This is a genomic window from Nostoc sp. UHCC 0302, from assembly GCF_038096175.1.
Taxonomy (GTDB): domain Bacteria; phylum Cyanobacteriota; class Cyanobacteriia; order Cyanobacteriales; family Nostocaceae; genus UHCC-0302.
This window is the reverse complement of sequence record NZ_CP151099.1, coordinates 1,304,570-1,327,510: the sequence shown is the minus strand read 5'-3', so window position 1 is coordinate 1,327,510 and position 22,941 is coordinate 1,304,570. Positions and strand designations below refer to the sequence as shown.

Here is a 22,941-nt window from a genome sequence, read left to right as displayed (position 1 = left end):
CAAATGCAGTGAAATTTACACTGACGTTCAGAGACTACAGACTAAATAAACCAATAGCAATATGTAGACAAGCATTAATATGACAATAATTCTGCCTTCATTCTCTCTTACACAACTGATACCAATTCAATTAATGATTGCAACATATCCTTGGGTGAAGACGCGATGAATCGCGCTTCTACAGCATGGTTTATTTGTCAACATTCTTTTTTCAAATTGGTATGACTCATCATATTTCTTGATAGAACGAATGCTAATCTCAAAAAAAGGTAAAAATATGCGGCTTCTCAAATTTTTTCTTGTCGCTCTTGTTTTGCTCGTCAACCTGACAATTGCTCAGCCTTCGTGGGCTAGCAAAAATTTCACCAAGGGGGCTGATTATGCTGAGGTTACTCAGGCGCTCAATGAGCTTCTAATTGTGAAGGATACACCTGAGCAAGCTGGCTATACACCTGAACAATTTCAGCAGCGGCTGGCACAATTGCAGTTTCAGAAGAATGTAATAGAAACTGCTACTAAGCGGGCGCAGTGCCGCAATCAAACTAGAAACACATTGGCTGTCTATGCTAATAAACCAAAAAAATCTCCAACCCAACTCTACTTCTTAGCGGCAGGGCAAATCACAGATGATGATTGGGATTGCGATGGTATCTACTTGCCCGCAGGTACTCAGGTAGTTCTCAGTCCAAATACTCAACCACAAGAGCTGACTGAACCAATCGCTGTGAAGTTTGTTGATGGCACACAGTCTATTGCTAGAGCCAATCCAGCAACTGGTGTGATTGACTTTAATGTTGAACCTGCCAAAGTTTTCAAGGTGGGTGAAACCAACTGGTTACTCCCTAAATTATCTCAAGCAGATATCAATATCCAAACTCCCACCCCACAACTCATTGACTAATCTTTCTTAAGCAATTCAAGTTTTATGCAGTTAACGCATAAAACTTGAATTTTAGCTCTACTCAGTACAACAATTATTCACTTTAAGTATTGTTTAGAGTCGCCTTTCAACTATTAACATCCGTTGATAAGATAACCAACCACCTAAAACCATTAATACAGCGAATACTAATAAAAACCAAAAGTGGAATGCAATTTTATCAATATCATTACCTTTAGCTGAAACTCCTACGAGAGCTTCGTTCATATGATAAATTGGGTTAAATTTAGCAATATTGATTAATGTTTTGGGAAATAGAGAACTCGGCAAAAATGCTCCACCTAAAATTAATAAGGGAACCCCAAAAGCTGCTACTAACGAATTGACATCTTCGATACGACGAGCTAATTGTGTACCTAAAATAAAACCTAAGCCGACATAAGCAATAATACACATTAAAATAATTGTAATTCCTAAGAAAATCGAACCTTGAAAGGTAGCACCCCAAAATGCAGCAATAGTATAAACCAAGAGTGTCTGCCCGATTCCAATGCAACTATGAGCGAGAAAAATCCCCAAAAAATAGGATGCACCACTTAAGGGAGAAAGAAACAAGCGTTTGAGGGTTTGCTGTTCTCTTTCTGCAACTACGGTTGCAACACTACCACCCAAACAGCTAAAAAATAGTGCTGCACCTGCCAAAGTTGAGGGTGCTGCATATTCAAAAGCAACATCTATAGGTAGTTTTGCTCGTTCTGCCAAAATAAATCCGCTGAGAATTAATACTGAAACGGGAAAAATACTCCAAAAAATTAGGCTGCGTCGGCGGCGCAACAGTTCAATTAAAATGCGTTGAGTTACAGCTATGGTTTCACGCCAATATTTCATTAGTCAAGGGTCAATATTTGGACTCTTGTGTAGACGCGATGAATCGCGTCTCTACAATTTTGGACTAATTTCAAAACCTTTGGCCAGTAGTAACTTCAAATCTTACTTCTCCTTGGTCGCTAATTCCGAAGTCACCCCGAATGAGTCCAAAAGGTGAGTTTGCTCGCACTCCTAAGCCGTAACCAAAGCCACTCCCAGGTTTGTCTCGCAGTTCGCCGGGTTCTCCTAGTACTGTTTTACCAGACCCGAAATCTGAGGCGAAGTCAGTAAAGATTACTCCCCCTATTGATTGAAAAACTGGGAAACGATATTCTATAGAAGCCAAACCATAACTCCGACCACTGGCAACTTTACCATAACCGTAGCCTCTTACAGAATCAAGTCCGCCGATATTGAATGCATCAGCTGGCGTAAAATCTCCAATAAATGAGCCAATTTGCAAATTAAAAGCGATCATTTCTGGATTATCTGTTGGGCGACCGTGACCTATCCAGGTGACTGGTAGATATTGGATATAGTCTCCCCGAAGTCTGTTGCTGGAAATATTACCTAGTCCAATAGGAATTGCTTGTTCAGTGCTAAGGGTAAGGATTGATCCTTGCGTTGGATTATCACGGCGATCGCGTTGATCTCTCGATACGGAAAAAGATACTGTAAATAAGTCATCAATGCCAGTACCACTTAAAGAAAGTGGACTTCCTAAACTATCAACTTGTGTAACGTTGTAATCTTTATCCCGAAGGCTAATTCTGGTGTAGTTGAGAGCGATACCTGTATCCCAGTCATCGAAAGACCGTAAAAGTCCCACCGAACCACCAAATCTTCCTTCGCGCACTTTGTCACCGTTGGATAATTTGACATCTTCGTTGAAGGTTGAAGATAAATCTCGACTGCGAAAAGCTCTAATGTTATAGCCTAAACGGTTTGGTTCTCCGGGACGATAAGGGCTAGTAAACTCACCATTAAACTGGACATCTTTACCGCTGATCTGAATATTTGTATCTAGGCGATCGCTCAAACCACTAATATTTGCATCTTTATAGCCTACTTGTCCATAAAGCCCAATATCTTCACTATTGCCACCTCCGAAGTTCAAAGCCGGATAGCGGCGCTCTTGAATATCATAGATAATGTCAACACCAGAAGCATCTTCTTGTTTGAAAACTTCGACTTTATTCAATGACTCTAATCTCCTGAGTCGTTGCAAGTCCGCTTCAAGTGTATCCTCGCGGAATACCTGGCCGGGTTTAAGTCTTAGAAGACCAAGGATAAAATCTCTTTGGGTACGTCCATTAATTGGCTGACCCTGGTCATCGACTGACTTACCTTTGTCATTAACAAAACGAATCTGGATATCTTTGACAACTTGCTGGGAAAACTCAAGAGTTTGGGCGCTTTCTGTTTTCGAGTTCTCTACAAAAGTCGATTCTATATAATCACCGTATTTAGCGTACCCTGATGTCACAACATCACCAGTCTTGTCTTGAGTAGAAGGTTGGGAGTCCGCAAGCGCTTTCTTATTTTCCCCACTCACTAACATCGCCACAATCAAAACTACAGCTATTTGAATACCCATAACTCAAGCTTTGGCATTAGCTAGACTTTGGTAACAGTTAAATTATCCCATTATCATAGTCTGCTGATAATTTAAATCACTGTGAGTAAAAAATATTACTGTGAAATCTTTCCTATTGCTTGAATTATAAGTAATTTACCTGAATCTGAACTGTCATAGTTGGGCCTGCAACGATAAAGACCGAATCGGCAAACTTGGGTGGGCCAGCAACAATAGCTGGATTTCGAGAAAATCCAAAACCTTCGGTCGGGATACCTAAAAAATTAAGATTTGGTTGATTGTCAGTGTTTTCGTCATGCAGAACGCCGATCGCATAGCTTCCTGGTGACAATTGTTCAAATTTAACTTGTAATGGAACATCTGTAATCTTAACGCATTTACTCTGTAATGCATTTGCACTATTACTCGGAAAACCTCGACTATTTAAAAATATACTCAAGCACACCTGCCCTTGACGATTTCTCAATCCATTCACTTCAACAACTAACGTGCTGGATATATCTGCGTTAGCACTCAATGCTGTTGTCAAAATCCCCAGCATGGACAATAGTCCACTCCACATTTGAAAGTGTTGCAGCATGAATTTACCTAAAAGATGACAATTCATTTACCTATCAATTGATAGGTAGGTTTAAATATAGTATAGTTAATCAACAAATTTTGTCTACCTATCAGTTGTTAGTTAAAAAAAGTTTGCTTTAGTGAAGGAAGCATAACTATGAGTCACAGGTCAAGTATCTTCAGTTGTATTATGTCCGCTTATTTTCTTTTATGGCTTGAGTCCATCAAACAGTACAGAAATCATTTCATTCACTATTACTTCTTTGGGTGCAGTATCTGGTCTAGTGGCAACGTAGGGTATACTCTCCATCACATACAAAAAGAATCCAGCCAGTATTTCTGCACGAGTATTGCGGATCTCGCCTCGTTCTTGCGCTTGGACAAATGTCTGTCGAAGTGGCTCAAAGATAGCTTGAGAAAAGCTAGCAGTCAGTCTGTTGATATTTTCTTGATCTAAGGAGGGCATATCTGTATGTACCATGCTTAAAAAATGGATGGGAGGCTGAGAGAGAAACCACTCAGCTGCAACGTGCATTTGCGATCGCAAATCACTACCATTTTCTTGAATTGCCTGCTGTAACCCGATACGATGACGTTCAAATACGCGTTCAGTCACTGCCACAAACAGTTGCTCTTTACTGGGAAAGTGATAGTACAACGATGCCTGACGAATTCCCACTTCAGAAGCAATATCCCTCATTGTCACTGTATTGTAGCCTCGCGCTCTAAATAACCGTTCAGCCTCATCGAGAACGCGATTGCGTCCACTTAAGGACTCTTCGTTGGAAGAGAGGCGATCGCTTGGCATCTCCAAACCTACCTAACGTTTAGTAGTCAATTATTAAATAATATATTACACTGTCAAATAATCTTCTAATTTGTTAACTCAAATTTTACAGCTTGATGTTTTAGTGAATAAAAATGTAGGCTACGAAAGTTGATAGTGTAGTATTTTCAAAAGCTACAGTCAGGTCTTGGCACTAGCTCACGTACTACCAAAATATTTCTGTTTAGGATTAACCTGATATGGGAAAAATCCTCGAAAAAATCTGCTAACTCACAGCCATCATTTCAGGCAATACTTCATTGTGAAGAGTTAATTTTGTAACCAATGAGTCAACTATTTAGTTCATCAGAATCATCTACAATCTCCCGTAGAACTTTGATTAAGTTATTTGGTATTGGTGCGATCGCAGGATTAACAGGTTACTCCCGGCTGATTAAGCCAAAGCCAACAGTTTTTCAAAAAGATACCCTTAATTTGCCAAAAATATTAAATCAAAATAAAAGTGTTGCAGTGATTGGGGGTGGTTTAGCAGGTTTAGCTTGTGCTTATGAATTGAGTCAGCGGGGATTTGCAGTTACTCTTTTAGAAAAGTCCCCACAACTCGGTGGCAAAATTGCTAGCTGGCAAATAAAAGCCGCTGGTGAAACCTTCAAAATGGAACACGGCTTTCATGGTTTTTTTCCGCAGTACTATAACTTGAACAGTTTAGTTAAAGAATTGGAGATTGTTGATAATTTTAAATCGTTAAATTTTTATTCTGTTGTCTACCGTAATCAAAAATATAAACCAGAGGTGTTTCGCCCCAGTCGTTCCGCCTTCCCTTGGAATATTATAGATTTAGCGATCGCTTCTCCCAATCGCTTCCAGTGGGGAATTAATCTGACGAAGTTGAAACATTTACAAGTCTTTCAGGCGATTACTGGTTTTCAAAGAGAAAAGAACTATCAGCGTTTCGATAATATATCTGTTGCTGATTGGGTAAAAACTGAATTTCCTCAAGGTTTATATGACTTGTATTTTCTGCCTTTTGCTAAATCTAGCTTGAATGCACCAGACACGATGAGTGTAGGAGAACTGATGCAGTTCTTTCACTTTTATTTTTTTGGTAACCCTGAAGGACTAGCTTTTAATGGTACGAAAGATGATATGGGAACAAGCCTAGTAGAACCCATAGCTAAGGCAATTCAAAACAATGGTGGTAAAATTATTATCGGTGCAACCGTGAGTGAAATTCCTGCCGAAAAAGGCAAGATTAATGCACTCAAATACTATATAAATGGCAATCAAAATAATGTTCCTTTTTGGGTCAATCGGAATGTAGAGACGTTGCATCCAACGTCTCTACAACATTTCGGTGCGGCTGATGAAGTATTTGCCGTGTCACCTGGAGAAAAAGAAGCAATTTCTCTCACCTGTACGCATCAAGGTTGTACTGTGCAAATAGCGGCAGATGGTAAGTTTCATTGCCCTTGTCATGGAGCAGTGTTTAATGCTGATGGTAAAGTGGTGAAAGGGCCGGCTCAACGAGATTTACCTAAATACCAAATTGTACAAAAGCAAGATGATAAGTTGCAATTGGTAGCAGCAAATCAAGAATCATCATCTCCAGAAATAATTGAAGCAGATTATTATGTATTAGCCACCGATGTACCAGGGGTGCAAAGACTATTTGAACGAGTTACTGGTGATGTAGATCAAAAAGTGCGATCGCAAGTAGCAAAATTAAGTATCGCTGATCCGTTTGCTGTTTGTCGTTTCTGGTTTGACCGCGATTTTGAATGAATACAAAGTAATTTTACTTCTTTATCAGGCTATAAACTTACTGACAGCATTACTCTTTATCATCGCATTCAAGAACAATTTATCGACTGGGCTAAACGCACGGGTGGTAGTGTGGTAGAACTACACGCTTACTGTTACAAAGAAAAAGAATTCCCGACTCAGGAAGCTTTGTTAACGAAGTTTGAGCAAGAACTTTATGAAATTGTCCCAGAGTTAAAGCAAGCAAATCTGTTACATCGAGAATTGGTGAATCAACATAACTTTTCGGGATATCCGCCGAATAGCTATGCACAACGTCCAGAAACTAGCACCAGTATTTCTAACTTATTGTTTGCTGGAGATTGGGTAAAAATGCCCTTTCCTTGCGGGTTGATGGAACGGGCGGTTAGTAGTGGTTTATTAGCTGCCAATGAAATTTTATATCGTGAGGGTTTGCAGAGGCGATCGCTTTTATCGGTGAATCCAGAGGGATTGTTACAAATTTAGTAGTTTGACGATTTGAAATTAGGGAGTTGGGGCTGATGCTTTAGAGATACCAGCAAATTTACATTTTCTATATCCAATTCCCAGCAGCCAGTGTATAAAAAAACTAGCCAAATTGGCTACTCAAGTTAAGTAACCTTTGCTAAAGTATTGGAGATCAATTACTTGTGGGCTTATTTACCAAGGTTTACTATATTTTCAAAGGCATTTAGCAAGGTCTGCTATTTTGTCTAGCTAGCGGAACAACATAAATTGCTGATGTATGCACTGCAACAGCAATAAGCAAAATTAGCAGTTTTAGTTTATTTACCTCGCCTTCATCAAAATCGGCGAGGTATTTTTTATTTTAGGCGATGTCTAACGACAAGCCCTGCTTGTCTATGCTTTCATTTACTTCCCTGAATTTATACCAATTACCCCTGTGATTATTAAAGCGATTGACATGAGCTTTGTTAGCGTTGCAGATTCACTAAACCAAATAATACCAATAATTGCAACTAATACAGTACCCAATCCAGCCCAGACAGAATAAGCCACACTAACTTCAAGCTTTTTTAGACAAAGTGTAAAAAAAGTGAAACAAAGCCCATAAAATATAAATATCAATATCGAAGGAGTTAACTTGGTGAATCCTTGCGATAATTTCATGCAAGTTGTGCCTGAAACCTCAAATATAATTGCTGCGAGCAGGTAAATCCAACTTACTAACATATCTATTATGGTAGGTTAAGAGTCTTTCATTATCTCTATCAAATTAAAAAAATGCAATAAGTTGCATTATTATCATTAAAAATGTTAATGCCTAAATTTAAGTAAGTAGATATAATTAAGCTCAAGATACTTTGTCATTCGTAGTTTACACTAAGTGCAAAGACCGCACAAACTACAAACTTTAAATCATTTGTTTTTTCCTACTTTTTTTTGAGTATCAAAAATATAATAATAAAACATTTAACACTTGTATTAATTAATATAATATACTTTGGGTGTCAGCATTGCAACACTAGCGATGCTATGTAAAATTCCAAATTATTAGATTCGAGCTTAATCATAAAAGCCACATTTTTTGGCACTTAAAGGCATCTCAGCTATCATCAACTAAGTTAAAAACTTTAGCTATTTGTCTATTGCTAAAAAAATTACGCCAGCGCCATAAGGATAGCGGGGCGTAGTTAAATTTAACACTAAATTACTAGACCAATGGTGAGTTTTCGATAATCTTGATTTTATCTAATCTTTCATTCTCTTAATGAGTAGAAATTGCCATCGCACATCATTAGTAAATATGGAAGATTATTTATTAGCTGGATAGAGTTATATTTACATCATTAATAGGTATCTCATCTATTCCTCTTTTATCAAAAAAAAGTTTGAATCATCAAAATAAAGCTATGAAAGAGTGAAATACTGCATACAATCCAAGAGAAGAGTGCAAAACAATTAGTGATGGATCTTTATCCCTCACTTTCTTGTTATGAAGGATTTATTCTGACTTCTGAGTTATTCTTCAATCCTGATGCTGACGAAACTATAAAGAAGACATACATGGCATAACATATTTTACTCTTAAATATAGATGCACTTACCCTGTTTATGTTTTTGCCCAGTATGATTTACTAAGTTTCTGGATCTTTATTCTTCAGCTTCAGCTTGAAGAGAGCGGATTAGCTCCCGAATGACATCAGTTGCTGGTCTACCCGTTGCTGAACAGTATTTTTCAAGCTTCTCTGCTTCACCTGATGTCAAATTGATTGTAAGTCGTTTAACAGCCCATTTCTTATTCATATATTAGCCTAGCTACATATGTAAACTACTTTTCCAATATCAATCATTTAAGCTGTTAAAACAATGGTATAATCAATGACATTTATTTCAAGAGACAATGAAGAATAACGCTATCTTTGACTTAGTAACAGTAAAGAAGTAAAGCATATTCTCAAACATGAAGCTTAGAAATTTTTAGGACAATAATTATAAACATAATGTAAGAGCGGCATTAAACTCTAACTAGATAAAATAAGTAGTCTCACAGAATAGTTATAGCGTTTCCAACTCCAGTGAGGTACAAAATAACCCCTCCCCAACCTTCCCCTTGGTAAGGGGAGGGTGCGCGACAGCGCGGGTGGGGTGTATTTCATATGCCTGGCAATTGCTATAGCAGCAATAATTAACAAGTAAACAATTACAGTAGAATTCAGGTGGCCGCCGAGCGTAGCCGAGGTGAGTCAGAATTGGTAACTAAAACTGGCTTGACGCCAGGATTTGAGACTGGAATCTGATTCCTTTCTACGTATAATAGCTGAGAGATAAGAGTTCAATATAGTTCAAATTAATACTTAGCTCGTACATAATGTGTTAGGTAACTTTAATAGTCCCGATGCTTTACAGAATAGTACCTTAGTGCAATTCAGATATGACTACTTAAAGCAATTTTAGGTTTTGATGCGATCGCTATTGTCAGCTTCGATTTGTTGATCAGTAGCTAGGCTAAATATCAACGGTAAGTAAAAACTCAATACTATAGACCTTGTTATGTAACAGTCCCTACAATAGTTGAATCTCATTTAAAAAAGGTTGTTATGGTAAAGCACTATTTGATTTTCATTCATGGCATAGGTGAACGTAAGCCTAGTGACAAGCCAAATTCAAGCTACGATCAACTTTGGGAGCGATTGATCAAAAAATCGGGAATTAGTAAGGAGGCGTTTGAAAGTAAGTTTGGTCGAATTGATACAAACTGGCACGTCGATCCACTTCAGAAGGCAGCCAATACTATTTTTGATACAGCATTTCCTAACCTACAGAACCAACCTATTAACCCGATGCGTGGCATCCGTGGCTTCATCACCTTTTTTCTTGGAGATGTAGTAGCTTACGTATCTGAGGATGTCAATTTTATTCGTCGTACCGTTTGGAAACAAATTTGGCAAGACCTCGAAAAACCCTTGAAGGAAGGCGCAACCTACAGCATCATCGCTCATTCTTTAGGCACAATAATTGCTTTCGATTATCTATTTCACTTGTTTAAACCCGACCATCCAAATGATTTTTCGTTTATTCCTGAGTCTGACCCCGCTGCTAGACCAGAAGATAGTAACTTAGAGGAGATCAAAATCTCGCCAGAAGAACTTAGGCGTTTGAGGGAACAATTCCGGCACTTCTTTACGATGGGATCTCCTATTGGCTTGTTTATGATGCGTAAAGGCTCGTTATGGATGACAGGAAAGCCATTCACTAAACTTTATAATCCAGTACAAGGTACAGAACGGTCTTGGCATAACTTCTGGGACAGTGAAGATGCAATTGCCTATCCTCTAGCAGAACTATTTAAAATAGATTCAGAAAATCAAAACCAAAAATTAGTTGATGTCCCGGTAGAAACAGGTTTTTTAATCTTGGATTCCCATACTGGTTATTGGACTAATGAAAATGTTGCCCAAAAGATTGCTAATGTTATTGCTTGAAATTTAGTGTATTTGAGAAAGAAGAACCCCGGTTTCTTGAAGAAGCTGGGGTTCTGTGGCTTTCGGATGACCCCGGAATTCTGTTGTAAATAGCAATACCATAGCCAATTTAGGAGGGTTCAACACCTGTAGAAACGGGATGAATACGTCCTTGCATAAGTAAGCTTGGCAAAAATCTGGGCTAATAAAATAGGCTCAGGGATTTCTGGAATTATTTTTAATATTTCACGAACATATCGCAAACCACGATAATACGGATTGGCTGCATGGATTTTACCCAAAATATCGCTAAGGGTGATAGCAAGACGCAAAAAACCAGATAAGGGCATCAGGCAGAAGTCTGGGTGCTTGTGCATCCATTGCTCCAGAGACTCTCCGCCAAAGTCTTCTAAGAGTATCACCAGAGTGCGTTGATAGTTTTGCTAGCTGTATGCCTTGACAACCCCTTCCAAGCTGAGGAAGCGGATGATTTTATATTCCTGTCTGTAGCGAGTTAGTTCTTGAGGTGAGGGATAATCTCGCTTGAGCATTTTTACTATGATCGCTACCCCATCATCTTTGATGCCTCGATATACCAGAGAATTAGAACTTTCGTATATCTTGCTTTGGATAGCAATACTAGGTAGAGCAATTATAGAGCAATTCTTGAGAGTACGATCTGGAATACCCAAACTATACAGCAATTCTCATTCTGAAAATAATTACTTACTATTTGGTAATCGAGAATAAATTTGATGAAATAAAAGATTTAAACTATCTATGATTGAGACTCCAAAACACTTAACAATTTTCTTCCATAGCAGTAAAATAAGCCCGCTTCAGCTTCCTCAGCGATTCCAAAAACCTCTGCACCGACTCCTCCAGCCCACTCGAATTGGTATTTCACTTCTATCAGGCATATCTGGTAAAGCAATACCAACTTCTTTAACCCAATTGATGACTGTAGTATGATGCACTTTTTTGACTCTTTCTATTGCACGGAAACCAGAACCGTTAACGTACATATCGCTTGCACTTGCGCTTGATATCCTCCGTATATCCTTTCTGGTCATAAAACTCAATGAACTGACGTTTGCATTTGACACAAATGTAATGAGAGTTTACCTCGCTGTTGACCATTCTTACGAATGTGAGTTGATGCACACCTTGGACATTTCATGGCGATAGCCGTTCGCGCTAGCGTCTCCATAGGAGAAGGCTTAAGCTTCGCTTATTGCTCTAATTCATATTTATATTCTGCAACGCCGAAATTTTCATTGGTTGACAAGCCATTTTACGTCTAGGCTCATCAAACACAAGAGCAAGAAGTATCCACTTGCCCAACTGCTATCTCAAGTAATCGGTTCTTGGTTGGGTGCTGATGCTCCAATAATCCCTGGACTTGGAGTTAGCAAATTATCAGGATCATAGCGCCGCTTGGCACTTACTAACTTTCGCCAAAACCAACCGAAGTGCTGCTGCCAATCATTTCTAGAAAAAGGAACAGAACTAATTGGATATAGATAACCACCTAAATCACGATTTTGCTCAAACAGCCGACGATTATCATTGAGCATTTTTGTAACTGTAGAACTATCTGGTGGAACTGCTGTTCGCAAAATAGAAAACAGAAACATAACTTTTTCCTTTGGGACGCGGAATAAAGGTAGTTGAAAGCGTTTAGTCTTAACTGGATACAGCAAAATTGGCCCCTGACCAGTGTCAGCTACTGTTAAGCTAGCAGCGACTTTCCCAACAAAAGATTCCACAGCAGAGTTAGGCACAAATAAATCCAGCCAAGGATGTGGAAAAGACCAAACCCCAATAGATTTGAGGAAAGCAACTGTAGATGCTAAACGATTAACAAACTCAAAGTAAGTTTTATCTTCTATCTTCTCTGTACCTTGAGTATAGTTTAAGCCAGCAAGTAAAAAGTTATTATTCGGGATGTTTGGCGGGCTATAAAAGGTAGCTGCTTCTAATAGATAACGCCATCCCCCAGTATCTTTAGCAATCAATTGCCCTTCTACATAGTTAAAACGCTCATCATTGATTAATAAGCGTTGGTCACGCGTAAATATGGCTAAATCGTCGTAGTATAGTTCAAACACACGTGCATTGATAGCAGTTCCAATTAGCCTCACAGTTGCTTGAACAATAATTCCACATTGACCCAACCCCGCGAGTATAGATTTAAATAAATGGCTGTTTTGCAGTGGGGAGCAAGTTTCCAGTTGCCCACTACCAGTTACTACCTTGAGTTCTAAAACATTATCAACTTGTACGCCATAACGATGGGTTGCACCACCAATACCTCCAACTGATAAAGTTCCACCAACAGTAAGTTCTATGTAATCTGTGAGAACAGGTGGGGTTAATCCCTGCTGGAGTGTCTGTTGCAACAACTGACTCCACAAAACTCCTGCATCCACAACGGCACGGTCTGTTCCCACAAAGTGAATCTTGTTGAGGGTACTCATGTTAATAACAATGCCAGCTTCTACTTGTGACTGACCATAAGTAGAGTGACCCTGACCCCGCGCTGCAACTTTAATTTGATGAGTACGCGCAAATTGAATAATTTGAACAATATCTTCAATTGACCCTGGATGAAGTACTGCTATCGGCTGGCGATGTACTATGTTACCGAAGTCTACACTGGCACTAACAAGAGTTTCACTATCCGTATAAAGCGTACCATCCAATTGGGGTATACTTTCAAAGATGGATGCGGCATTGGCAGATGTTACCCAACAACGCTGGACAACATCAAATCCAATCACCATAGCACTGGCAACCAAACCCTCTAAAATAGAGCGGCGCGAAGTATTTAGGTTCATGATTTTCTATCTGAGCCATGAATTTTCAAAATATACAATTATTAGGTTACTAGTATGGTTAAATACTGTTAAAGTTTTTAGCTAGCAGCTAGTTATATCAAAAATAGATAATTTTGGTAATGGTTATTCATCTTTAAGAGGGTGTTTGACAAGTTCTGAGGGGTCAAATTTTATGCTAATCGCCTCACGACGAACCGGATCATCGCAAGGTAGATAAATATAGCTGATTTCATCCTAGTAGCTATTGTGTAGCATTACCTAGTCATTTACATCCTTTTATAAGATTCTTTCTCCTCAATTGGTAAATTTTGATATTCTCGCTGATGTTTATCTGCATAGTTTATAGCTCGACTCCACAGTTTTACCGTGCTTAACCCCAGTGGAAATCCACTCTCACTTCTAATCAATCGTAATTGGAGATTGTCAAACAGTCCGAATTATCTGAGCCGATACTTGGACTTTACTCAATTCGCTCACCAAACGATGTGCTTGATGTTTATAAAGTGGATACTGGAGAGTTCCTGGCAATTGGTTCATTAAAGTTCTGGCTAAGTGCATATCACAACCAGAAACACGAGCGATGACTGCTGCACCTTCAAAGGCTGCTTCTGATGAAAAAGCTTTTTCGACTCGTACCAACCATTGACGAGTTGCCAAAATTCCCCGTTCTACTCGTGCAGTCCTTCAATTGTGGCTAAAACCACTAAGCGATCGCCTACTGTCAGCTTAATATCATCAGAGGGCATAAACTTAGTAGTTTGATATGCAGTCATAGTATAGAGAATTGGTACTAACCCATAACCATAAGCAATTTCCGCTAGTAATTTACCGTTGAGGGTATCATCTGCTTCTATCTGATATTCAGTCACAAGTGTGGTTTGACTGTTTAAGCGAAACAGATTCAGGATGTTTTCACCAAATGCAGCAGCAGCAAAAGCTTCAGCCGCCAATGCATACACGTTTAAAACTCTAGCATAGGGCAACAGTCGTGCTACATTCTCGCTAAAACGCGGGTCGAAGGTACGAATTACTAGGTTGGCTGTAGGATTAACAGCATAAGCTTTTAAGCCAATTTCCAAGTTTGCAACTTCGTCATCGGTGACAACAATCACGCTTTTGGCAGTAGTAATATTAATTCTACTCAGAGCATTTTTGATATTCCCCAGAATTAGCGGCATCTGGGATAATACGCCTGGTTCCAAGTCGGTAGGGTGAACACCGACTAATGTTTGATTGAGTTCTTGTAGCAAAGTTGCCACTCGTTGACCTACTCTTCCCAAACCAATCAGTACCACATGGTCAGCTTTAGGAACTGGGAGACGACGCCGAGAAAACTGGAATCTCGCAGCTAAGATGCGTTCAGTCATGATTGCATAGAGAATTCCCACAAAAACTGTACCCGCTACGGTTAGGCTGATACTAAATAGATGCAGCCACCAAGGAATCGGGAAGGGTATTTGTAATTGTCCAAATAGGTTGTCGTAGCCGCCGACACTCAGAACTAGCGAAACATTCAGAGCATCTTGCCAGCTGATTTTAGGATATTGCAGTTTGTACAACAGCATCCCAGATAAAAAGAGACTAATGAGCAAAATACCGCTAACTATACCGACACGCCGAGTTTGGCTAGCTTCCTCCCAAAATTGCGTCAGCTTGTTGCGGAGATTTTTCCACTTTATGTTAGTGGTGATTCCACTCCAGAATTGCCTGATACTATTAACAGGTCGTGCTGGCCGAGCAACTAGGTTTTCTGTGACTTCAATATAGGCAATGGTGTCTCCTGGGAGGATTTGAGCATTTGGCTCCCATTGATAGAATCCTTTTGGTAGAGGTTTTCCGGCTCTGCTGTGGGTAATAATTCGGCGGGAATTATTATTAATTTCGTAAAGTTGCGGACATTTGCACCAACGATGAGAAACGTCTATTGGCACTCTGATGACTCGTAGTAACCGATTTTCTAAAGTGAATAATCCTCTGGTTTCACTGCTGAAGGCTGCGAGGGCGAAGCTTTTGGCTGGTAACTGCGTGGCTTCAAAGGCGACAAAGTTACCGAGATTTTCACGTAGTAACTCATTGAGATTTTCTTGCGCTGACCGGATGACTAAACGAACGTTGGGATTGAGCGATCGCGCCGCAAATGCCGCTGCAATATTCACGCGCTCATCACTGGTTACAATCAGAATTGCCCGACACTGCCGAATTCCTGCTTGTTCTAATATCTTGAGTTGACGACAGTCACCAATTACCAGCTTGTCTACTAAATCAGGTAAGTCTGGAATCTCCCATTTTTGGATATTGGCAATTTCAATAGCATTTAAGTAGGTAGGCACCGAAATTTTCTACTATGTAACAAAATCTTAAGTTGATAATCTAGAGCTAAATTTTACACGATGTGTGTTGTGATTGTTTTTTTTTCCTCTAGCTTGAACACCATTGATGACGGCGTAAGCGAGATCTAGCTCATCATCAAATGCTTGCCCGGATAACTCATCTTTCTTGAGATGTTGCCATTCCAATTCAATTGGATTCATTTCTGAGCAATATTTCGGGAGAAAAAAGATGTACAAACCCTGACTTTCCCATTTTTTCCACAATTGTTGAACTTCTTGGCAGCGATGTATTGGCCCGTTATCTTGCACAATCACGCTGATACGTCCAGTTTCTTGGGCTTGTTTGGCTTCTTTCTCCATCATTTCTATATAAGATTTACGGTCAACACCACCGATAACTAAACCGTAAACAAAACTGATTAAAGGTTGGAGAAGCCCGATAATACTTAATCTGCGACCACGGCGTTTAGTCTGTTCTAACCGTTTTTGCTCACCTCTAAAGTAATATGTATAACTAGGTTCGCTCCACATACAGAACCCTGACTCGTCTAGGTATTTCAGGTCTATTTCACCAGTGGCAGCAGCTAATTCCAACATGTCTAGGTCTGCTTGCTTGTTTGCTCGTGCTACTGGGTCTTGTTTTCCTTTATGGCTTTTCCTTGTCCGTTTCCAATCGACCCCCTTTTTTTGAGTACCCGTCTTAATCTGTCGGCACTCATCTCAACGTTGCGTTCTGTTTTCAACTTCAAAGCTAACTGAGAACTATTGTATGTGCGTGGCTCGTTTCTGAGGCATTCTTCTAAAAATATCATGTCATCCTCAAGCCACTTTGGTTTCCCCCCTCGCCCAGGAGATTCCCAAAGCCCTTCTGTGCCCAGTTTTTGCCATTGATGCAAAACTTTTGTGACTGTTTTTTTGTGACAATCAAAGTGATCTGCTATCTTCTCTACATACCAACCATGTGCATTTAGCCTGATTATTTCCGCCCTGTCTTTGACTTTCTGTGGTACATCCTGTTTTCTCAGATTTAGTAAAGTTTGGTCTTGCTCAGGAGTCAGAAATACCCTTAAACGCGCACCCATACACCAACTACCTTGTAGATGCATTATCAGTCTTTACATATCTTAACATAGCTGACTTTTTTGGCACCTACCTACTTACTTTCACTCCAAACTCTTTCAGTACGGATACGCAATACTGACCCAGGTTACCTAATCCACAAACTAAGAAAGAATTTGCATTTATTGTTGCATTTTGTCCCATAATATGCAGTTTCTAGTTTTGTGTAAGCGCAAATGCTTAGATGTATTGGTAAAAGACGCTCAGATTGTAAAAGTAGGATTTTGTGGTGGTTTCAGCAGTATCAGTAAAGAGAAAATAGGAATTCACCACTAATCAAGGTTGCTTTTCAGGAAAGAGAGTCAATTTTATCAATTACCAACTAAATGATATTACTGAATATTAAACAGAAACTTTAGCAGTGTTTAACTATATAAGAATATGAATTTCTCACTTATTTTAGGAAGCGAAGCAACTAATATACAGCTATTTGATATTATAAATAAACTAAATAATATTAATTGTTTTTATCATAAAAATTAGAAAATCAATATAGTGAATTTAATTGTCACAGAGAAGGTGTAATGTTAAAATCACTCAGGATTGATTAAGCCAATCTTAAAAATAAACAAACCAAAAATCAGCAATAGAGAAAACCATGACTTCTAACAAAAAACCCTACACTCAGCCGAAACTTGCTACTTATGGTGCAGTCGAAACCTTAACCCAAGGTTTCGGTAAGGGTAATTCTTTGGATAAAGATTTTCCAATCGAAACTCCCAAAGGTAGCCTGACTTTCTCCTAGTAGAAGACAGGATGGGCAACAATTAAACTAGAAATTCTAGTTTTCTAATCTTAAATCTCGCTAATACCTTAATACGGTTCGGCTCAGGTTGACAAATAAAATTACTCTTAATAATTGAGTGTAAAAGTTGACCTATGAATATATCAAAATTCAATGATATTTTTGAATAACCGAACTGTATTGAGGTTGTAATATCAAGTTGATGATTGATTGCGTCCGATGAGATTAGCGATCGCTGTAGCTAACTCCAGCGGATCGACTGGCTTACGAACGTGCTTTTGAAAACCTGCGGCTAATGCTTGGTTGTAGTCAATTTCACCAGCATAGGCAGTCAAAGCGATCGCCGGAATTTGTCCGCCTTGCTCTGGTGACCATGTTCTAATTTCCCGCAGCAACATATAGCCATCCATTATCGGCATACCAATATCACTCAATAATATATCTGGCTTAAACTGGGCTAAAACTTCTAGCGCTTCACTTGCTGATGCAACCGTCGTTACAGTCGCCCCATACTGGTCGAGTGCAAAGCTAAAAAACTCCCGGACATCAGCTTGATCGTCTACGTGCAAGATTTGCACTCCAGCAAGTAAGGAATCTTGTTGACTGCGTTCTAGAGGGGAAGACTCAGCACTCACTAGTTGCAGCTCAGAATTTTTTAATAAAGGCAGCTTGACTGTAAAAGTTGCTCCCTGTCCTTCTCCGGCACTCTCTGCGGTAACAGTACCACCATGCAGTTCAACTAGATGGCGCACAATAGCCAATCCTAGCCCCAGTCCGCCATATGCCCTAGTTGTTTTAGAATCTGCTTGCCGGAAGTATTCAAAGACGTAAGGTAGAAATTCTGGGATGATGCCTTTACCTGTATCAATTACCTGGATTTGGGCATCAAACTCAACTTGTTCTAGACGTACTTCTACCCGTCCTCCTGAAGGTGTAAATTTAACAGCATTTGAGACCAGATTCCAGATTACCTGTTGTAAGCGATCGCTATCGCCCATCACCTGACCGACATTTTCACTCAGGAGCATTTGAATTTGAATTGACTTGGCTTCTGCTGCTAAACGCACCGTTTCTAATGCTGCGGCAATTGTCGCACTCAAATCTACCGCATAGATATTAAGACTGAGCTTACCTCGTAAAATCCGCGAAACATCTAACAAATCTTCAATGAGTTGAGCTTGTAACTTGGCATTGCGCTCAATTGTTTCCAGAGCTTTAACTGTAGTAGGTCGGTCGTACTGACGAGTTCTGAGTAACTTTGCCCAACCAAGGATAGGATTCAGGGGAGTTCTGAGTTCATGAGAAAGGACAGCGAGGAATTCATCCTTAATACGGTTAGTTGTTTCAGCTTGTTCCCGTGCAGTCTGTTCGGCTTCGTAAAGTTGAGCGCGAGCGATCGCTTGGGCGCACTGCTGCCCTAAAGTCAAAATAAATCCCCGTTCTTCTTCATTAAATACTTGTGCAGTAGCAAAGCTTAATCCCATCGCTCCAATCACTTTTCCCTTTACCATTAATGGAATAGCAGTAAAGGCACAATGTCCCATGATTCTTAAAGCATCTGCTAAATGGGGAAATTTGCTCAGCAAGGCTTCTGCATTTTCTAAAAAAATCGGCTGCCCAGTTCTAATTGCTTCTGTTGTTGGCACAGAAATATTCTGAGGGTAACTTGTCCAAGCATCAATAAATAATTCCGGATAGCCAATTGCTTGTATAACTTTCAGGGAAGTGCCTCGCTCACCCAGTAAAACAACTGAACCACCTGTGGCTCGCAAAGCAGCGGTTCCCTGGTTCACGACAACATCAGCTACCTGTTGCGGAGTTATCGCTTCTGAAAGAGCTGCGGTAATTCTTTGTAACAAGGCCGTACGATTGACGGCTCGCTCAGCGGCTTGTATTGCCTGCTGGGTTTCTTGGTAAAGCCTGGCGTTGTCAATTGCCGTAGCAGCGCGGCGAGCAACATCTTCTGCTAAAGCTAAGTCTGCCTGTTCATAGCGACGGCCTGAGACGGCTGTGATAAAAGAAATCATTCCGAATACTTGCCCACGCGAATGCAGAGGAATGATCATTAAAGAACGAATACCCAAGCTTTGCAGCAATTGCTGATGTTCTTCGTCTTGAGCAATTTCTATCAGAGTAGAGTCTAAAAATTCGGGATAAAAAACAGATTGTCCCTGGCGCACCTTCTGCAACAGAGAATTTGCTGCTTCGCATTTGGGTGGATAACGCCGTCGTAATTCTTCTAAGATACTTCGTTTCGCAGGTTCGACAGTTGCAATCTCAATCTGTTGAAGTGACCAATCTTGCTGAAAAATATCAACAATACAAGAATCAGCTAAGGTAGGAACTACCAAGTTAGCCACCTCAGTCAGGGTAATTTCATAATCCAATGAAGCAGCTAGTATGGTGCTGGTTTCAACTAAAAAGTTTTGTGCTACTTCAGCCCGTTTGCGTTTGCTGATATCCTCAATAATGCCCACTGCATACTTCGGTTTTCCATTAGCATCCCAAACGGCTGATGCAGTCAGGTTGATCCAAATGATTGAACCATCTTTGCAGATGTAGCGCTTCTCTAAAGAATAACCACTAATTTCCTTTGCCAATACTCGCCGAGCATAATCCCAATCAGCTCCCAAGTCATCAGGGTGAGTAATTTCCTCAAAATTCATCTGAATTAACTCGTCATAGCTGTAACCAGTAATTTCGCACAGCGCTGGATTAATTTGCATGAATCGCCCATCTAACGCTACCTGGGCAATGCCGACAGCTGCTTGGTTGAACATCGCCCGGAACCTTTCTTCGCTTTCGCGCAGGGCAACTTCTGTTTGCTTTGCCGCTGTCACGTCTGCCATCATAATGCCAATTCCAATTGTTTCGCCCACTGCGTTGTAGACTGGGTAATAGTTACCCAACCAATAGCCGAAGCGTTGAGATTCTTCCCTGGTCTTGCCGCTGATTTCTACGTTTAGTAAAGGTTCTCCTGTCTCTAGCACGCGCTGCAATTGTGGCTCAAACTGAGCCATGATATCTGGTAGTACTTCCCCGAATTTGCGTCCCAGATGCTCTTCTATGCTTAAACCGTTCATGTCAGCTAAAACCTGATTAATTCGGATATATCGCAGTTCCCAATCCAAAAAGCAGACAGCAACAGGAGCTGCTGCTAGCAGTGCATCTATAAGAGACAGCGATTCGGAGTAATGTACCAAAGCTTGGTGGATATCTCGATAAAGTCGGGCATTTTCCACAGCTAATGCTGCGCGGTCAGCAATATCCTTTGCTAAAGCTAGGTCAGATTGATTGTAGTGACGACCTGATTCTGCGGCGACAAAGCTAATGCAACCGAGTACTCGCCCTTGTGCTATCAACGGTACAATCATCACAGACTTAATCCCGATCTGCCGGATAATTTGAAAGTGTTCTTGGCTTTGAGTAGTCGCCATCAGTAACGAGTCAGGTAACTCAGGGATGATTTCTGCTTGCTTGGTTTGTAGTACTCTAGCGATCGCACTCCCACTCTGGAGATTTGGTACATACTGCTCAATTTGATGCGCCAACTCAGCTTTGGAGATATCTGCATGAGCGATAGGTAAGCGCCGGATAGAACCATCTTCATTTAAAATATCGACACAACACCAATCAGCTAATTGAGGAACTGAGATTTGAGCAATCTGTTTTAAGGTTTCCTCGTAATCGAGCGAAGTTGAAAGTGTACTACTAGTTTGGGCGCTATAGCGCAGCGCATCCTCAGCTTGCTTGTGCTTTGTAATATCTAGAACAAAGAAAGCTCCTCCCTCTAAAGTCTCTTCAAAGCGACTAGCACCTACCATAATTGGGAAGCGTGAACCGTCTTTACGGATATATTCCTTTTCATAAGGAGTGCAAAAGGAGCTGTCTTGAAGTTGAGTTAATGCTTGCTCATCTAGTGGTTGGTATTCTGACGGCGTTAGGTCTTTCCAGTTGAGTTTTCCTGCAACTAATTCTTCACGGCTATAACCAACCATATTCAGTAAGGCATCATTAGCTTCTGTAATTTTGCCGTCTTTTTCCCAAAAGCCAATACCAATCATGTTTGACTCTACTACACTACGAAACTTTGCTTCGCTTTCTTGCAAAGCTTGTTGAGTTTGCTTTAGTTGCGTAATGTCAATGGAGCTGATGCCGACTCCTAACAACTTTCCATCCGATAAACATACTGGATAATAACTAACAAGACCATAACGATACACCCCAGGCGGATAAGTTTCACCGCTCACTTGCTGGTTGAGTATTGGTTCTTTTGTCTGCATTACCTGACGCAGAATAGGCTCGACTTGTGATGTCCATTCTGGTAATACCTCTTGCAAGGTGCGACCAATATGTTGATTTCGTGGTACACCATTGATGGTTGCTAAGGCTTCATTAGCATAAACGTAACGGAGTTCAGTATCGAGAAAAGCCAAGGCCACTGGTGAACTAGTCAGCCAAGCATTGAGCAACGCCAAATATTCATCTTTGTACTGAGTGGCTTGCTGAAGTTCCTGATGTAATCTGACGTTCTCTAATTCTGCTTGCTTGCGTTTTGTAATATTCACTGCCACGCTAGTGATACCATAAATCTGGCGATCGCCTGTAGCTTTTAGCGGTTCCACCAGCAAATCATAGTAACGGACTTCTCCACCCAGGGTTACACAAACTTCTTCGCGGCTCGATACTCCTGTTTCTATAACCCTCAGCTTAATTGCCATCAATTGGGCTGCTACTGATTCTGGGAATAATTCATAGTCTGATTTGCCAAGTATTTCTTCAACAGTTTCTGCACCTTGAAGATTATGAATCCACTGATACCGCAAATCTCGATCCTGCTGAAAAACTGTGATCTCTGAACTGCTTAATGCTAATCGAAATCGTTCTTCACTCACTTTCAGCTTCTGTTGATTTGCTTCGGTACAACCTTTAGCTGTTTTTAACGCCTCACATAAGATACTGAATAACAAACCTTGGACTGCAAACAAACCTATGCGTACAACATTAGCTAGGTCAAAACTTAATGTATGTGTCGGAATCAGGAAAAAGTAATTGCTCAGTAGCGCCGACAACAAAGTTGCTAATAGACCAGACTGTAAACCTCCATACCAAGCACTCACCATTACAGCACTAAAAAACAGCAGAAACGGCGTTTTGCTCATACCTAACTGGGTATCTAGTATCAACATTAGCACTAATGCAAGTGCGACCATTAATACAGCAATGCCATAACGCCGTAACTGAGAATGATGAATATGGGGCATGAAAATGCTCTGGGACAACCAATACCTCTAGCAGAGGCTGTACACACCCTAAGCGAGTTTGCAAATTTAAGTAAGTTACCTGGAGATAGATTTTTATTTATTTAAAAAACATCTTTTGCTAGAAGCTAATTCTTCATTAATCTGGTAAGCAAAGCAAAAATTTAATTTTATATTTGAATTTTTATAATGCTAGTCTAATTAGCTAAAAATAAGGTCGTAATTTATATTTACTATAAAATTTCT

Annotated in this window: 16 protein-coding genes and 2 pseudogenes; 4 read left to right on the top strand and 14 right to left on the bottom strand. The window is 40.2% G+C overall.

Annotated elements, in window-relative coordinates:
* Positions 1-277 precede the first annotated feature (277 nt).
* Positions 278-901: a hypothetical protein gene (locus WKK05_RS05475; RefSeq protein WP_341528757.1), complete on the top strand. Its 624-nt coding sequence runs from the start codon at positions 278-280 to the stop codon at positions 899-901.
* 93 nt (positions 902-994) lie between these two features.
* Here the strand turns inward: WKK05_RS05475 and WKK05_RS05470 are convergent, their stop codons facing one another.
* The 4 genes from WKK05_RS05470 to WKK05_RS05455 all read right to left on the bottom strand — a co-directional run bounded on the left by WKK05_RS05470 (position 995) and on the right by WKK05_RS05455 (position 4,713).
* Positions 995-1,768: an ABC transporter permease gene (locus WKK05_RS05470; RefSeq protein WP_341528756.1), complete on the bottom strand. Its 774-nt coding sequence runs from the start codon at positions 1,766-1,768 to the stop codon at positions 995-997.
* 70 nt (positions 1,769-1,838) lie between these two features.
* The gene (locus WKK05_RS05465; RefSeq protein WP_341528755.1) at positions 1,839-3,344 is read right to left on the bottom strand and encodes a BamA/TamA family outer membrane protein; all 1,506 of its coding nucleotides are present in this window, start codon (positions 3,342-3,344) and stop codon (positions 1,839-1,841) included.
* Positions 3,345-3,468: 124 nt separating this feature from the next.
* Complete coding sequence (locus WKK05_RS05460; protein WP_341528754.1) at positions 3,469-3,924, bottom strand: DUF2141 domain-containing protein; 456 nt, start codon at positions 3,922-3,924, stop codon at positions 3,469-3,471.
* 189 nt (positions 3,925-4,113) lie between these two features.
* Positions 4,114-4,713 carry a TetR/AcrR family transcriptional regulator gene (locus WKK05_RS05455; RefSeq protein WP_341528753.1) on the bottom strand — a complete coding sequence of 200 codons (600 nt, stop codon included), beginning with the start codon at positions 4,711-4,713 and terminating at the stop codon, positions 4,114-4,116.
* Between the two features lie 303 nt (positions 4,714-5,016).
* On the opposite strand from WKK05_RS05455, the pseudogene WKK05_RS05450 reads away from it, so the two are divergent.
* Positions 5,017-6,960 (top strand): annotated as a pseudogene (locus WKK05_RS05450) (FAD-dependent oxidoreductase).
* A 387-nt stretch (positions 6,961-7,347) separates the two neighbouring features.
* Here the strand turns inward: WKK05_RS05450 and WKK05_RS05445 are convergent.
* Positions 7,348-7,668 carry a multidrug efflux SMR transporter gene (locus tag WKK05_RS05445; RefSeq protein ID WP_341528752.1) on the bottom strand — a complete coding sequence of 107 codons (321 nt, stop codon included), beginning with the start codon at positions 7,666-7,668 and terminating at the stop codon, positions 7,348-7,350.
* 921 nt (positions 7,669-8,589) lie between these two features.
* Positions 8,590-8,742: a CopG family transcriptional regulator gene (locus tag WKK05_RS05440; RefSeq protein WP_341528751.1), complete on the bottom strand. Its 153-nt coding sequence runs from the start codon at positions 8,740-8,742 to the stop codon at positions 8,590-8,592.
* Positions 8,743-9,536: 794 nt separating this feature from the next.
* Between WKK05_RS05440 and WKK05_RS05435 the strand changes: the two genes are divergently transcribed.
* A complete protein-coding gene (locus tag WKK05_RS05435) occupies positions 9,537-10,421 on the top strand; it encodes a hypothetical protein (protein ID WP_341528750.1) in 885 nt (294 codons plus the stop codon).
* Positions 10,422-10,540: 119 nt separating this feature from the next.
* Here the strand turns inward: WKK05_RS05435 and WKK05_RS05430 are convergent, their stop codons facing one another.
* From WKK05_RS05430 to WKK05_RS05400, 7 genes and pseudogenes are all read right to left on the bottom strand, one after another.
* The gene (locus WKK05_RS05430) at positions 10,541-10,822 is read right to left on the bottom strand and encodes a hypothetical protein (protein ID WP_341528749.1); all 282 of its coding nucleotides are present in this window, start codon (positions 10,820-10,822) and stop codon (positions 10,541-10,543) included.
* 21 nt (positions 10,823-10,843) lie between these two features.
* Positions 10,844-11,104: a hypothetical protein gene (locus WKK05_RS05425; RefSeq protein ID WP_341528748.1), complete on the bottom strand. Its 261-nt coding sequence runs from the start codon at positions 11,102-11,104 to the stop codon at positions 10,844-10,846.
* 216 nt (positions 11,105-11,320) lie between these two features.
* A pseudogene (locus WKK05_RS05420) lies at positions 11,321-11,580 on the bottom strand (IS1 family transposase); the annotation flags it as partial.
* A 172-nt stretch (positions 11,581-11,752) separates the two neighbouring features.
* Positions 11,753-13,240, bottom strand: a complete 1,488-nt coding sequence (locus WKK05_RS05415) for an FAD-binding protein (protein WP_341528747.1) — start codon at positions 13,238-13,240, stop codon at positions 11,753-11,755.
* A 423-nt stretch (positions 13,241-13,663) separates the two neighbouring features.
* Complete coding sequence (locus tag WKK05_RS05410) at positions 13,664-13,897, bottom strand: hypothetical protein (protein WP_341528746.1); 234 nt, start codon at positions 13,895-13,897, stop codon at positions 13,664-13,666.
* Between the two features lie 11 nt (positions 13,898-13,908).
* Complete coding sequence (locus tag WKK05_RS05405) at positions 13,909-15,570, bottom strand: NAD-binding protein (RefSeq protein WP_341528745.1); 1,662 nt, start codon at positions 15,568-15,570, stop codon at positions 13,909-13,911.
* Between the two features lie 27 nt (positions 15,571-15,597).
* Positions 15,598-16,652, bottom strand: a protein-coding gene (locus WKK05_RS05400) for an IS630 family transposase (protein ID WP_341525019.1) whose coding sequence is annotated in 2 segments (ribosomal slippage) — positions 15,598-16,257 and positions 16,260-16,652 — 1,053 coding nt in all. Because the reading frame shifts where the segments join, the coding sequence is not laid out codon by codon here.
* Positions 16,653-17,287: 635 nt separating this feature from the next.
* Between WKK05_RS05400 and WKK05_RS05395 the strand changes: the two genes are divergently transcribed.
* On the top strand, positions 17,288-17,434 hold the full coding sequence (locus tag WKK05_RS05395; RefSeq protein ID WP_341528744.1) for a hypothetical protein: 147 nt from the start codon (positions 17,288-17,290) through the stop codon (positions 17,432-17,434).
* A 194-nt stretch (positions 17,435-17,628) separates the two neighbouring features.
* On the opposite strand, the gene WKK05_RS05390 is transcribed toward WKK05_RS05395, so the two are convergent.
* Positions 17,629-22,698: a PAS domain S-box protein gene (locus WKK05_RS05390; protein ID WP_341528743.1), complete on the bottom strand. Its 5,070-nt coding sequence runs from the start codon at positions 22,696-22,698 to the stop codon at positions 17,629-17,631.
* Between the last annotated feature and the right edge of the window lie 243 nt (positions 22,699-22,941).

Coding starts and splice junctions, on each gene's coding strand:
- WKK05_RS05465 (WP_341528755.1), bottom strand. CDS start 3,344: ATGGGTATTCAAATAGCTGTAGTTTTGATTGTGGCGATGTTAGTGAGT.
- WKK05_RS05395 (WP_341528744.1), top strand. CDS start 17,288: ATGACTTCTAACAAAAAACCCTACACTCAGCCGAAACTTGCTACTTAT.
- WKK05_RS05440 (WP_341528751.1), bottom strand. CDS start 8,742: ATGAATAAGAAATGGGCTGTTAAACGACTTACAATCAATTTGACATCA.
- WKK05_RS05390 (WP_341528743.1), bottom strand. CDS start 22,698: ATGCCCCATATTCATCATTCTCAGTTACGGCGTTATGGCATTGCTGTA.
- WKK05_RS05445 (WP_341528752.1), bottom strand. CDS start 7,668: ATGTTAGTAAGTTGGATTTACCTGCTCGCAGCAATTATATTTGAGGTT.
- WKK05_RS05475 (WP_341528757.1), top strand. CDS start 278: ATGCGGCTTCTCAAATTTTTTCTTGTCGCTCTTGTTTTGCTCGTCAAC.
- WKK05_RS05455 (WP_341528753.1), bottom strand. CDS start 4,713: ATGCCAAGCGATCGCCTCTCTTCCAACGAAGAGTCCTTAAGTGGACGC.
- WKK05_RS05460 (WP_341528754.1), bottom strand. CDS start 3,924: ATGCTGCAACACTTTCAAATGTGGAGTGGACTATTGTCCATGCTGGGG.
- WKK05_RS05435 (WP_341528750.1), top strand. CDS start 9,537: ATGGTAAAGCACTATTTGATTTTCATTCATGGCATAGGTGAACGTAAG.
- WKK05_RS05470 (WP_341528756.1), bottom strand. CDS start 1,768: ATGAAATATTGGCGTGAAACCATAGCTGTAACTCAACGCATTTTAATT.
- WKK05_RS05415 (WP_341528747.1), bottom strand. CDS start 13,240: ATGAACCTAAATACTTCGCGCCGCTCTATTTTAGAGGGTTTGGTTGCC.